Source organism: Nocardioides jensenii JCM 1364 = NBRC 14755, from assembly GCF_001552535.1.
Lineage (GTDB): Bacteria > Actinomycetota > Actinomycetes > Propionibacteriales > Nocardioidaceae > Nocardioides > Nocardioides jensenii.
The window spans coordinates 232,751-245,544 of sequence record NZ_BCRJ01000003.1 but is presented as its reverse complement, the minus strand read 5'-3'; the positions used below and the strand labels follow the sequence as shown (position 1 = coordinate 245,544).

Sequence of the window (12,794 nt, the reverse complement as noted above, 5' to 3'; positions counted from 1 at the left end):
CTTGTCTGACCCCGACCTCGTCGTCGTCGGTTCCGGATTCTTCGGACTGACCATCGCCGAACGCTGCGCCAACGAGCTGGGACTCAAGGTGCTCGTCCTCGAGCGCCGGCACCACCTCGGCGGCAACGCCTACTCGGAGGCCGACCCAGAGACCGGCATCGAGATGCACGTCTACGGCGCGCATCTCTTCCACACCTCCAACGAGAAGGTCTGGGAGTACGTCAACCGGTTCACCAGCTTCACGAACTACCAGCACCGGGTCTTCGGTCAGTACGCCGGGCAGGTGTACTCGCTGCCGATGAACCTGGCGCTGATCAACTCGTTCTTCGGCAAGTCCCACACGCCCGACGAGGCGCGGGCGCTGATCGCGGAGCAGGCCAGCGAGTTCGACACCGCCGAGGCGAGCAACTTCGAGGAGAAGGCGATCTCCCTGATCGGCCGACCCCTCTACGAGGCGTTCATCAAGGGCTACACCGCCAAGCAGTGGCAGACCGACCCGACGAAGCTGAGCGCCGACATCATCACCAGGCTCCCGGTGCGCTACAACTTCGACAACCGCTGGTTCAACGACAAGTACGAAGGCCTCCCGGTCGACGGCTACACCGCCTGGCTGACCAAGATGGCCGAGCACCCCAACATCGAGGTGAGGCTGAACGTCGACTTCCTCTCTGCTGAGGGCGTCGCCGAGACCTTCAAGGGCAAGGTCCCCATCGTCTACACCGGCCCGGTCGACGAGTACTTCGACAACTCCGAGGGCCGGCTCTCGTGGCGCACCGTCGACCTCGAGGCCGAGGTCAAGCAGGTCGACGACTTCCAGGGCTGCGCGGTGATGAACTACAACGACCAGGACGTGCCCTGGACCCGCATCCACGAGTTCAAGCACTTCCACCCCGAGCGCACCTACATCTCGGGCAAGACCGTGATCGTCCACGAGTACAGCCGGTTCGCCGAGGACGACGACGAGCCCTACTACCCGATCAACACCGCCGAGGACCGCGAGAAGCTGCTGAAGTACCGCGAGCTCGCGAAGAAGGAACCGATGGTCCTCTTCGGTGGCCGCCTCGGCACCTACAAGTACCTCGACATGCACATGGCGATCGGCTCGGCCCTCTCCATGTTCGAGAACAAGCTCAAGCCGCACTTCGCCGACGGCGCCGAACTCAAGAGCGGAGGCGTCGACGAATGACGACCACCCGACTGCTGCAACGCCAGATCCTGCCGATCGACCGCGACACCGACGTCTTCGCGCTCTACGTCGACCTCGAGGAGGCGATCCTCGACGCCGACCGCCACGACGTGGGTGGCAACAAGGCGGCCAAGGACCTCAACAACGCGGCGATCAGGCAGTCGACCTCGACCGGACGCAAGCTGCACCCGGAGCAGATCCTCTCCCGCACCGCCCTGCGCGTCGAGCCGAGCGACACGCTCTCTTTCGGCACCTACTTCAACGCCTTCCCGGCCTCCTACTGGCGTCGGCACACCGTGGTCACCGACGTCAGCCTCACGGTCAAGGTGTCCGGCCGCGGCTCGATGGTGATCGTCCACAAGTCGATGGCCAAGGGCCACTCGCAACGGGTCGACACGGCCACCGTCGAGGGGGACTCCGGCACGTTCACGTTCGACCTGACCCTCAAGCCCTTCGTCGATGGTGGCTGGTACTGGTACGACGTCGTCGCCGGCGACGACGGCTGCACGGTCGAGAGCGCCGAGTGGACCGCGGAGGTTCCCGAGGAGCGGGCCGATCACGGCACCGCCGACATCTGCATCACCACGATGAACAGGCCGGACTTCTGCGCCAAACTGCTGACCCAGATCGGTGAGGACGCCGACCTGGCCCCCTACCTCGACACCGTCATGGTGATGGAGCAGGGTACCCAGCCCGTCACCGAGTCCGCGTTCTTCGCCGGTGCCGAGAAGGTGCTGGGAGATCGGCTCAAGGTCATCGTCCAGGCCAACCTGGGCGGGTCCGGCGGCTACGCCCGCGGGCAGCTGGAGAGCGTGCGCAAGGGCACGGCGACGTACGCCCTGATGATGGACGACGACGTGGTCTGCGAGCCCGAGGGCGTGATTCGCGCCGTCACGTTCGGTGACCTGGCCAAGCGGCCCACCATCGTCGGTGGCCACATGTTCAACATCTACAACCGCACCCAGCTGCACTCGTTCGGCGAGATTGTGCAGCCCTGGCGGTTCTGGTGGCAGACCCGGCTCGACGGCTACTCGCAGTGGGACTTCGGTGCCCGCAACCTGCGCTCGTCGCGGTGGCTGCACAAGCGCGCCGACGTCGACTTCAACGGCTGGTTCATGTGTCTGATCCCACGGGTCGTGCTCGAGGAGATCGGGCTGTCGCTGCCGATCTTCATCAAGTGGGACGACTCCGAGTTCGGCCTGCGCGCCAAGGACGCCGGATTCCCGACGGTCTCGTTCCCGGGGGCCGCGGTGTGGCACGTGCCGTGGAGCGACAAGAACGACGGCGTCGACTGGCAGTCCTACTTCCACCACCGCAATCGCATCATCGCGGCGCTGCTGCACTCGCCGTACGAGCGCGGTGGTCGCATGGTGCGCGAGAGCTTCAACCACCAGATCAAGCACCTGGCGTCCCTGCAGTACTCCACCGCCGAGCTGCGTCACCTGGCCATGGAGGACGTGCTGGCCGGACCGCGCGCCCTGCACGGCGAGCTGGCCACCAAGCTGGGCGACGTCAATGAGTTCCGCAAGCAGTTCAGTGATGCCCAGTTGCACACCGACCGTGACGCGTTGCCGCCGGTGCGTCGCAAGAAGCCGCCGAAGAAGGGCAAGTCCGACATGGACATCCCCGGGCGGCTGAGCACGCTGATCTCCGCGGGACTGGCCCCGATCCGCCAGCTCCGCCCGGTGCGGGAGATGTCGAACGACTTCCCCGAGGCCGAGCTGACCGCGATGGACTCGGCCTGGTACAACCTCGTGAAGTACGACTCGGCCGTGGTCTCCATGAACGACGGCTCCTCGGTGGCGCTCTACAAGCGCGATCCCGCGCGCTACCGCGACCTCCTCAAGCGCACGGTCGCGATTCACCGGCGTTTCCACAGCGAGTGGCCGCGGCTGGCCGCCGAGTACCGCGACGCGCTGCGTGAGATCACCTCGCCCGAGAGCTGGGAGAAGACCTTCGGGATCGCTCCCGGAGAAGAGAAGTGAGCGCGCCGGCTCGCGCCGTCGATGCTCCGTTGGTCCCGCCCTCGGGTGGGCAGGGGCTGGGGGAGGTCTTCCGTCGCCGCTACCTGCTCCGGCTGCTGGTGCGCCGCGAGATCGCGGCGCGCTACCAGGGATCGTTCCTGGGCTTCCTGTGGTCCTACATCAACCCGCTGTCGCAGTTCTTCATCTACTGGTTCGTCATCGGTCTGGTGATGAACCTGCACAAGGATGTCGAGAACTTCCCGATCCACATGTTCACCGGCATCATCGTGGTGCACTTCTTCACCGAGACCTTCAACGCCGGCACTCGCTCGATCCTGCGGAACAAGGCACTGGTGCGCAAGATGGCCATGCCACGCGAGATGTTCCCGGTCGCCTCGATGCTGGTCTCCGGCTTCCACGTGCTCCCGCAGCTGGTGATCCTGCTCGGCGTGTGTCTGCTCGCGGGCTGGACCCCGACCTGGATCGGGATGTTGGCGCTGGTCCTGGCGTTGCTGATCATCGCCATCCTCGGTACGGCGCTCGCGCTGCTGTTCAGCGCGGCGAACGTGTTCTTCCGTGACTTCGGGCAGCTGGTCACGATCTTGACCAACTTCGTGCGGTTCGGCGTGCCGATGATCTACCCCTACAGCATGGTCGACGAGCGCTTTCACGGGCACACGGAGCTCTACCTGGCCAACCCCATCGCCCAGGCCGTGCTGCTGATGCAGCGAGCGTTCTGGGTGGGCACCACCTCCGACCCGGGCAAGACGGTCACCGAGCACATGCCCGACCACCTGCTCACCCGCGGTGCGATCAGCATCCTCGTCAGCCTGGTCCTGCTCGGCATCGCCCAGTGGGTCTTCTCCCGCCTCGAGAACAAGATCCCGGAGCGCATCTAATGACCGAAGCCATCGTCATCGATGAGGTCAGCAAGTCCTTCACGATGCAGTACCACCGCACCATGAAGCAGATGGCGGTGGCCATGACCAAGGGGCAGGACCTCCGTGAGAAGTTCCTGGCCCTGGACAAGGTGACCTTCACCGTCCAGCAGGGGGAGTCCATCGGGCTGATGGGCCTGAACGGCTCTGGGAAGAGCACGCTGCTCAAGCTGGTCAACGGCATCATGCGGCCCGACTCCGGGTCGGTTCTGACCCGCGGCCGCATCGCCGGGCTGATCGCCACCGGTGCCGGCTTCCACCCCCAGCTGAGCGGCCGCGAGAACATCTTCCTCAACGCCGCTGTCCTTGGCATGAGCGAGGCGGAGACCAAGCGCAAGTTCGACGACATCGTGGAGTTCGCGCAGGTCGGCAAGTTCCTCGACACCGAGGTCGGCCACTACAGCTCGGGCATGTTCGCCCGGCTCGGGTTCGCCGTGGCCGTCCACGTCGAGTCCGACATCTTCCTGGTCGACGAGGTCCTGGCCGTGGGGGACAAGCCGTTCAAGAAGAAGTGCATCGAGAAGATGCAGGAGATCCGCGACGAGGGCCGGACGATGTTCTACGTGAGCCACGCGCCCGCGTCGGTGCGCAAGATGTGCGACCGGGTGATCGTGCTCGAGAACGGCCGCGTCGGTTTCGACGGCGATGTCGTGGAGGGCATCCGCTACCTGAAGTACGACCGCTCCGACGAGGGTGTGCCAGAAGACGAGGACACCGACGACGAGCTCGGTTCCGACGTCTGAAACGGCCGATCACGCCGCCCGCGAATTGACATTTCTTGGATTGACCGGCGTGTCGACTGGAAATTACAAGATTGTAGTTACTCAGAAACACTTGCGGTCACCCATGTGACTGGTGTGAAACTTGGTACTCGTGTGAATCTTCCCCCGCACTGGAGTAGCCGAGTATGCGCCCCAACAAGGCCCGTTTTGTCACCGCCTGCCAGCAGATCCTTGCGCTGGCCGCGGTTGCCGCTGTCCTGGCCCCCGCCGCCAATGTGATCTCCCTCGACGTCGTCGTGAACCGGCCGGGCACGCAGGCTCAGGCCGCGCCCGAGGCCGAGGCGCCGTCCACCACGATGACCCTGCCGGGAGGAACGTCGAAGCCGGCGGCCGGTCAGGGCGATGAGAAGGCCGATGACGAGGCGGTTGTCGAGACCGAGCCTGTCGACCCGGAGGTCAACGAGTTCGAGATGGCCGCGGCAGCCACGACCTCCGGCGGCTCCCAGGTGTCACCGCGCAGCAACGACGAGACGTCGGACCAGCCCGGGGCCGACACGTCGCAGGCCCCGGGTCAGCGGGCCCCGGAGAGGCAGAAGGCAGAGACCGGGACTCCCGACGGTGGGACCGCTGCCGACGGGCCGACGGAGATTCTCAGCGACATCGAGCCGGTGACCGGGTACGGCGCCGTGGGCGTGACCTGGGCCGACGGCGAGCAGATCGACGACGACCAGATCACAGTCTCCGCGCGCACCCGCACCGACGGCGTGTGGTCCGCGTGGACCCCCGTCGACTACCACGACGAGCACGGCCCCGACACGGCCAGTCCCGAGGCCAGCAAGATCCGCCCGGGGACCGATGCCCTGCTGGTCGGCGACGTCGACGAGGTCCAGGCTCGTGCCGTCCTGGCCGAGGGCGTCGAGGCTCCGGCCGACATGAAGCTGGCGGTGATCGCGCCCGGCAAGGGGGCCACCGAGGTCGAGAAGCCCGCGATCGACACCGCCAAGCTCGGACAGGCCGAGGACGACCCCAGTTCGCCCGGGAACGGGGGCGACGACGCGGAGTTCGACACCAGTGAGGGAAAGGTGGCCCTGCAGGCGACCACGTTCACCCGCAAGCCGCAGATCTACTCCCGGGCCCAGTGGGGTGCCAACGAGGGGATGCGCGACAAGAGCTCGCTGCGCTACTACGAGGTGCACGCGGGATTCGTCCACCACACGGTGAACGCCAACAACTACACGCGAGCCCAGGTTCCGGGCATCATCCGGAGCATCTACGCCTACCACACCCAGAGCCGTGGCTGGAGCGACGTCGGCTACAACTTCCTCGTCGACAAGTTCGGTCGCATCTGGGAAGGCCGGTACGGCGGCGTCGACCGCCCGGTCGTCGGCGCGCACACGCTGGGCTACAACGACTACTCGTTCGCGATGTCGGCGATCGGCAACTTCGAGACCGCACGGCCGCCGGCCGCGATGATCGACGCCTACGCGCGTCTCTTTGCCTGGAAGTTGGCACTGCACGGCATCGACGCGGCCAGCACCAGCCAACGGGTCGGCTCGCGGACCTTCAAGGCGATCAACGGGCACCGGGATGCCGGATCAACCGCCTGCCCGGGCAAGTACCTCTACGCCCAGATCCCAGCCATCCGCACCAAGGCCGCGCAGTACCAGGCCGACTGGTCCGGACGGAACCTGGTCACCGACGTCGTCGACTCCGCGTACCCCGACATCCTGGTCCGGCGTGCCTCGGACAAGGCCGGCTTCGCACTGCCCACCCAGGGCTACCTGCGCTGGAAGGCGGCGACCACGTCGTCGACGGGCTGGTCGGCGTACGACGTGGCCGTGGCGACCCCGGACATCACCGGCGACGGTTTGGCCGACATGATCGTGCGCAACAAGGCGACCGGCGCCTCCCAGGTCCGGGCCGGTGACGGCACGGGGAAGTTCTCGACGGCGGCCACGGCGATCTCCTCGTTCCGGGGTCTGGACCAGGTGACCGCGGTCGGTGACCTGCACAAGAACAAGCGAAACGACTTCGTCGCCCGAGACCCGCGCAACGGTTATCTGTACCTCTACCGAGGCACCGCCAAGTACGCGTTCAGCCGCATCGTCGCCAGCAGGGACTGGGGCAGCTACACCAGGACGATCGGCACCGGAGACGCCAACCGTGACGGCTACGGCGACCTCTACACCGTCGACCGGGCCGGGGCGCTCTGGTTCCATGCGGGCACGGGCACCGGCTCCTTCAAGGCACCGCTCAAGGTCGGGTCGAGCGGGTGGCAGAACTTCGATGCCGTGACCGGCTACGGCGACTTCACCGGCGACGGCATCCCCGATCTCTATGCCCGCAAGGCAGGCAACCACACTGCCCTGGTCTACCCGGGTGCCGGCAACGGTCGCCTCAAGCACTGGCTCGGCCCGTTCGGCCGCGTCGGCACGATGACCTCGGTGAGTGCGGCCGACGTCACCGGCACCGCGGACCCGGACATCGTCGCGGTCAGTGGCGACACGCTCAAGGTGATCGCCCACAACGGCACCCAGAACACCGGCAGGCTGGTGCGCACCACCTCGACCGGGTTCGCGAAGGCCAATGCCCTCCTCAACGTGGGTGACTGGGACCGTGACGGTCACGGCGACATCGTGATCCGCAATGCCTCGACCGCCAGGCTGGAACTGATCCGTGGGCTGGGCAACAACCGGTTCGCGGCTCCGGTGGTGATCGGCACCGGCTGGTCCCGCGTCGGGCTGCTCTCCGCGGTCGGTGACACGACCGGCGACGGCTTCCCCGACATCATGGGGCAGCCTTCGGGCAAGGACATGAGGATCTACCCGGGTGGGGGCAAGGGCTTCCGGTCGAGCTACGTCGCGCGTGGCGCGATCAAGGCGAGCAGCCAGCTCGGGATCGGCCGATGGGACTCCGACGGCGCCCCGGACAACCTGTTCCGGGTCGGGACCAGGATCGCCAAGTACACCGGCAACGGACCGGGCGGTCTCTCGGGCTCGCCGGTGGCACTCACCAGCGTGAGCCTCTCGGCGTACGACTGGGTGATCAGCCCCGGTGACGTGGACCGCAACGGCCGTCCCGACCTGGTCGTGCGCAAGAAGACCGACGGCACGCTGTGGGTGCTCCCCGGCCGCGCCAAGGGCTTCGGGACCCCGAAGTTCCTGGCGGAGGGGATGAAGGGATTCGACCTGGCAGGGTGACGATCAGGCGAGCCACCGCGAGGTGGCCCGCTCGTCCGCGACGCGGCGCTCGAGCCCCTCGGGGTCGGCGTTGCGGACCCAGATTCCTGAGCCGCCGCTGATCAGTGGCGCCAGGAACCCGGCGATTCCCCGTGGGGAAGCGGGGTTCGCCGTGGTCAGCAGGCGCCCGCCGCCGACGTAGTCAGGAACTGCGTCGCCGGCGGGCGTCAGCGCTTGGGCCTGGGTCCGGTCCGCGAACGCGAGGTCGTCGGCGGACGGCGGGTCCCAGGGAATGAAGGCATCGGGCTGGGACCAGACCTCCGCACCGAAGTCGTGCACTCCCGCCGGCAACGGGTTCGGGAACCGCACGCCCAGGGGGAGCAGCGCGGAGGCCAGCACGGTGTCGCCACGCGCGGCGTACCGCTCGAGGTCGTCGGGGCCACAGACCGTGAGGGAAGCGGGTCGGTCGGGATCGAACGAGACCGCGAGACCGACGTTCCAGGCGGCACCCAGGAAGACGGGGGCCAACCAGTGCGTCGGCAGGTCGACCAGGAGGGTGTCACCACGTTCCAGATCGAACTCCTCGACGAACAGGCTCGAGGTCTTCGCCACCCAGTTGGCGTAGGTCACGGTGGAGAGCTCGACGCGCTCACCGGTGGCGTCGTCGTAGAACGTGACGAGGGGGCGACCGGGGTCCGTGCGCAGCAGATCGGCGAGCAGGGCGGGGAAGGTGTCAGCCATGCCCACAATCTAGGCTGTGGCCATGAGTGAGCTCCCTGCACCCGAGGCCGTGATCGTTGCCGGTGGCTTCGGCACGCGCCTGCTGCCGTTGACCGCCCGGCGTCCCAAGCACCTTCTCGACGTCGGCGGTGTTCCGTTCCTCGAGCACCAGATCGCGAGGCTGGCCGAGGCCGGTGTCGAGCACGTCGTGCTGGCCACTTCCTACCAGGCCGACATGTTCGCGCCGGTTCTCGGTGACGGCAGTCGCTGGGGGGTCCGCCTCGACTACGTGCTGGAGGAGGAGCCCCTGGGCACCGGTGGCGCGATCCGCAATGTCGCGGACGCGCTCACCGACGATCCCAACGGGGCCGTGATCATCCTCAACGGCGACGTGCTCTCCGGCCATGACCTGATCGGCCAGCTGGCCGACTTCCGCGCCGGCCGCAGCGGTCGCCGCGTCGACGTCTCGCTCCACCTGGTCGAGGTCGAGGACGCACGCGCCTTCGGCTGCGTCCCCACCGACGAGCAGGGCCGGGTGCTCGACTTCGTGGAGAAGTCGGAGAACCCGGTGACCAACCAGATCAACGCCGGTTGCTACATCTTCCGTCGCGACGTCATCGACACCATCCCGGCCGCACAGGTCGTCTCCGTCGAGCGCGAGACCTTTCCCGGCCTGGTTGCCGAGGGCCACCTGGTCGTCGGGTTCGTGGACTCCGCCTACTGGCGTGACGTCGGTACGCCGGCGGCGTTGGTCGCGGCCTCACAGGACGTGGTCCTCGGCGCCGCGCCGACTCCGGCTGTCGAGGCAGTTTCCACCGGCGCGCGCGTGCACTCCTCGGCCGAGGTCGCGGCCACGGCAACGGTCGGTGGCGGGTCGGTCGTGATGGCCGACGTCGTGATCGACGACTCCGCCGAGGTCAGTGGCAGCGTCCTCATGACCGGCGCCCGGATCGGAGCCGGTGCCCGGGTCACCGACTCGGTCGTCGGCCCCGATGCCGTGGTCGGGGAGAAGGCCGTGCTCGTCGAGGCGACGCTGGGCGACGAGGCTTCCATCGGTGCGGCGGTCTCGCTGCCGGTCGGGGAGCGCGTCGACTGCGGAGACATCCGCAGCTGAGCTCCACGCTGGGACGTCACAACGCAAGAACCGGGCCGGAGCTGTTCGTCAGCTCCGGCCCGGTTCTCGTGGTGCCTCACATGCCGCCGGGCTCCGGGGAGTCGAGGTAGTCGTACTTGATCATGAAGTCGTAGAGGGCCTCGCCGGAGACCTTCGAGCAGTACTGCCAGACGCCGACCTGCTTCTCGACCTGGCTCACGTCGACGTCGTGTCCGCCCTTGGACCAGTGGGTGATGGCGATGTGCTGGCCGTCGGGGAAGGCCTTGCCGTCGGACGAGAGCCACGGCACGGCCTTGAACTTCAGCCGCGGGTTGCTGGTGCCCTTGAGCTTGCTGGCGATGGCCTTCAGCTCGGTCATCTGCTCGTCGTTGTCGGCGGCGGTCTCGTCGTACCAGACGATCGTGTAACCGTGCTCGAGGTTGTGCACGAGCATCTCGACCCGGGGCCGGTCGTCCTCGGTGTAGAGCTTGCGGTCCATCGTGTCCGGCGTGTTCTCGTGCTTGCCGAACGCGGGCGGCGCATCGTCGTAGTCGATGTCGGTGCCCGGCTCCACGTGCTCCTGGTTGCCGGTGGCCTTCTTGGTGAAGATGTCCTGGCAGGAGCTGGCGGGGGCGCCGATGTCGGAGATGTCGGTGTCCTTGAACGCCCGGAGGTCCCACCAGTTCTTGATCGGCCGGAAGGCGGCAAGTCCGATGATGACGACCGCGATCAGCACGCAGGCACCGACGATCACCATGCCCTGGCGCTTGTCGGCGCGCTTCTGCTGGTTGCGGAGCTGGTCAGCGACGTCGCGTCGGCTGGCCTTCTTGGAAGTGGCCACGGATTCAGGCTTCTCTCACGGTCGTCTTTGGGGCGTACGTCGGCAGAGTCTACGGACAGGTCGGTTGAAACGTGATGTCGAGGCCGTGCGACCCCTCGCCCGCACTCACGGACGCGGACCAGCCGAATGCGAACGCGAGCGCCTCGAGGCGTGCGACGTGGTCTCGGTGAGGGTCGGTGACGGTCACGGAGACGAGTTGCCCGGAGGCCTCGACTCTGCCGGCATCGTGCAGGACGGCGCCGACGGCCGTCGCGAAGTCGTCGGCGGGTGCGGGGCTTCCGAAGACGTCGTGCCCGGTGCCGGCGAGTGCGTTGAGGACCGCCTCGCGCGACCCGAAGCCGAACAGGTCCTCGCCGTCCTCGCGGATCAGTGCCGCGGCGCCGGGTCCGTCCTCACCCGGGGGGAGGACCAGGTCGGGGCGCCCACTGATCACTGCGAACGGGCGCGTCGAGAGCTTCCCGGCGGCCAGCTCGGCGGCACCCGCGAGCTCGTCGGCCACGGCTGGTGCGGTCACCGCCAACGAGTTGCCGTAGGGGTCGACGCGACCGGCGAAGTCCTCGAGCACGACCAGGCCGGCGGCTCCGATGGCGATGTCCGACTGACCGTTGCGCCAGGCTCTCCCGGCGGTGTCGGTCACCAGCACCGCGACGTTGACTCCCGTACGTTCGGCGATCGCTGCGCGCACCGTGCGCGCCGTACGGTCCGGGTCCTCGGGCAGCAGCAGGTGGTCACCGGCCGTGACGTTCGAGGCATCGATCCCCGCCGCGGCCATGGTCAGACCGAGGTGGGTGCGCACGATCAGCGTCGGACCGCGCCGCGCGACCACCCGGACGGTCTCCCCGGCCACGGCCGCAGCCCGGTCGCCGGTGCGTCGTCGCCCCTCGGCCTTGCTGACCACCTTGCTGGTGATCGTCACGATGTCGCCGTCGGCGACCGTGCAGCTCGCCAGCACCAGTGCGGCGAGGTCGTCATCTTCTCCGACCTCCCCGACGCCGTCAGGTGCGATGACGGTGATCGGTGTGCTCATCGCACGAGCTCGGCTGCCGTGGCTGCCATCGTCGCGGTGGCGTCGGGCGAGGTCATCATCAGGGGCACGGCGCGGCACGCGATGCCGAGGGACTCCACCCGGGCAACCTGGTCGGCGTCCGCGTCGTCGACCAGCCAGCCGTCGAGGACGCCTCCACGGCTCCGTGCGCCGTAGTGCCCGGCCACTCCGGCGGCGCTCACCTCGACACCGATCGAGGTCAGCATCTGCTCGGCCATCCCGCGGACGTGGGTGTTGCCGACGATCGGTGAGAGGCCCACGACGGGAGCATCTGTCTCGTGCAGCGCCTCGCGGATGCCGGGAACTCCCAGGATCGTGCCCACCGAGACAACCGGGTTGGAGGGCGGCAGGATCACCAGGTCGGCGCCGGTGATTGCCGCCACGACGCCGGGTGCGGGGGAGGACTGGTCGAGGCCGACGAAGACGAGCTTCTCGGCCGGTACCTCGGCGCGCAGCCGCACCCAGTACTCCTGGAAGTGGATCACCCGCTTGCCCGAGGGGGAGTCCGCATCGGCGATCGCGACGTGGGTCTCGACCCGGTCGTCGCTCATCGGAAGCAGGGTGACGCCCGGTTGCCAGCGACGGCACAGCGCCTGGGTCACGTCCGAGAGGGGGTAGCCGGCCTCGAGCATCTGGGTCCGGACCAGATGAGTGGCGATGTCCCGGTCGCCGAGTCCGAACCAGGTGGGTTCGACGCCGTACGTCGCCAGCTCGTCCTTCACGCTCCACGTCTCGTCGCGGCGCCCCCAACCGCGGTCGAGGTCGATGCCGTCGCCGAGTGTGTACATCACCGTGTCGAGGTCGGGACAGACCTTGAGTCCGTGCACCCAGATGTCATCGGCAGTGTTGGCGACGACCGTGACGGCGGTGTCCTGGGGGAAGGGCATACGGTGGGCGGCCAGGCCATGGAGCAGCCCCTGCAGGAACCGGGCGCCGCCCATGCCGCCGGAGAGCACAGTGATCGAAGACATGTGCCTAGCCTGCCCGATCGGGTCTGACTTGGCCCTGCCGGGGGTTTATAGCAGATCCGGGCTTGACTTCCGGGTACGACAGGCATGTAATTCCATTAGTGTTCTTCACGCAAAGCCAGGGTCGAAAGGGGAATG

General features: G+C 67.6%; 10 protein-coding genes. 6 read left to right on the top strand and 4 right to left on the bottom strand.

The window, feature by feature from the left end; translation table 11 throughout:
* The first annotated feature begins 1 nt into the window (after position 1).
* The 5 genes from glf to NJ4_RS01830 all read left to right on the top strand — a co-directional run bounded on the left by glf (position 2) and on the right by NJ4_RS01830 (position 8,010).
* Positions 2-1,186: a UDP-galactopyranose mutase gene (gene glf, locus NJ4_RS01850; RefSeq protein WP_217996716.1), complete on the top strand. Its 1,185-nt coding sequence runs from the start codon at positions 2-4 to the stop codon at positions 1,184-1,186.
* On the top strand, positions 1,183-3,171 hold the full coding sequence (locus NJ4_RS01845) for a glycosyltransferase (protein ID WP_067429268.1): 1,989 nt from the start codon (positions 1,183-1,185) through the stop codon (positions 3,169-3,171). Before glf ends, NJ4_RS01845 begins: the two co-directional genes overlap by 4 nt.
* Positions 3,168-4,049 carry an ABC transporter permease gene (locus NJ4_RS01840; RefSeq protein ID WP_067429265.1) on the top strand — a complete coding sequence of 294 codons (882 nt, stop codon included), beginning with the start codon at positions 3,168-3,170 and terminating at the stop codon, positions 4,047-4,049. Before NJ4_RS01845 ends, NJ4_RS01840 begins: the two co-directional genes overlap by 4 nt.
* Positions 4,049-4,831 (top strand): ABC transporter ATP-binding protein, encoded by a 783-nt coding sequence (locus NJ4_RS01835; RefSeq protein ID WP_067429262.1) that lies wholly within the window; start codon positions 4,049-4,051, stop codon positions 4,829-4,831. The genes NJ4_RS01840 and NJ4_RS01835 overlap by 1 nt, the downstream gene beginning before the upstream one ends.
* Positions 4,832-4,995: 164 nt before the next feature.
* On the top strand, positions 4,996-8,010 hold the full coding sequence (locus NJ4_RS01830) for an FG-GAP-like repeat-containing protein (RefSeq protein WP_067429259.1): 3,015 nt from the start codon (positions 4,996-4,998) through the stop codon (positions 8,008-8,010).
* Positions 8,011-8,013: 3 nt separating this feature from the next.
* Here NJ4_RS01830 and NJ4_RS01825 read toward each other — a convergent pair whose 3' ends face one another.
* Complete coding sequence (locus NJ4_RS01825) at positions 8,014-8,730, bottom strand: TIGR03089 family protein (RefSeq protein WP_067429255.1); 717 nt, start codon at positions 8,728-8,730, stop codon at positions 8,014-8,016.
* 22 nt (positions 8,731-8,752) lie between these two features.
* Here NJ4_RS01825 and NJ4_RS01820 point away from each other — a divergent pair, with 22 nt between their 5' ends.
* On the top strand, positions 8,753-9,823 hold the full coding sequence (locus NJ4_RS01820; RefSeq protein WP_067429252.1) for a nucleotidyltransferase family protein: 1,071 nt from the start codon (positions 8,753-8,755) through the stop codon (positions 9,821-9,823).
* Positions 9,824-9,899: 76 nt separating this feature from the next.
* Here the strand turns inward: NJ4_RS01820 and NJ4_RS01815 are convergent, their stop codons facing one another.
* The 3 genes from NJ4_RS01815 to cofD are packed head-to-tail and all read right to left on the bottom strand — an operon-like array spanning position 9,900 to position 12,659.
* The gene (locus NJ4_RS01815) at positions 9,900-10,643 is read right to left on the bottom strand and encodes a DUF3105 domain-containing protein (RefSeq protein WP_067429249.1); all 744 of its coding nucleotides are present in this window, start codon (positions 10,641-10,643) and stop codon (positions 9,900-9,902) included.
* Positions 10,644-10,692: 49 nt separating this feature from the next.
* Positions 10,693-11,670, bottom strand: coding sequence for a coenzyme F420-0:L-glutamate ligase (gene cofE, locus NJ4_RS01810; RefSeq protein WP_082748079.1), 978 nt, complete (start codon positions 11,668-11,670; stop codon positions 10,693-10,695).
* Positions 11,667-12,659, bottom strand: a complete 993-nt coding sequence (cofD, locus tag NJ4_RS01805; RefSeq protein ID WP_067429245.1) for a 2-phospho-L-lactate transferase — start codon at positions 12,657-12,659, stop codon at positions 11,667-11,669. Before cofD ends, cofE begins: the two co-directional genes overlap by 4 nt.
* Between the last annotated feature and the right edge of the window lie 135 nt (positions 12,660-12,794).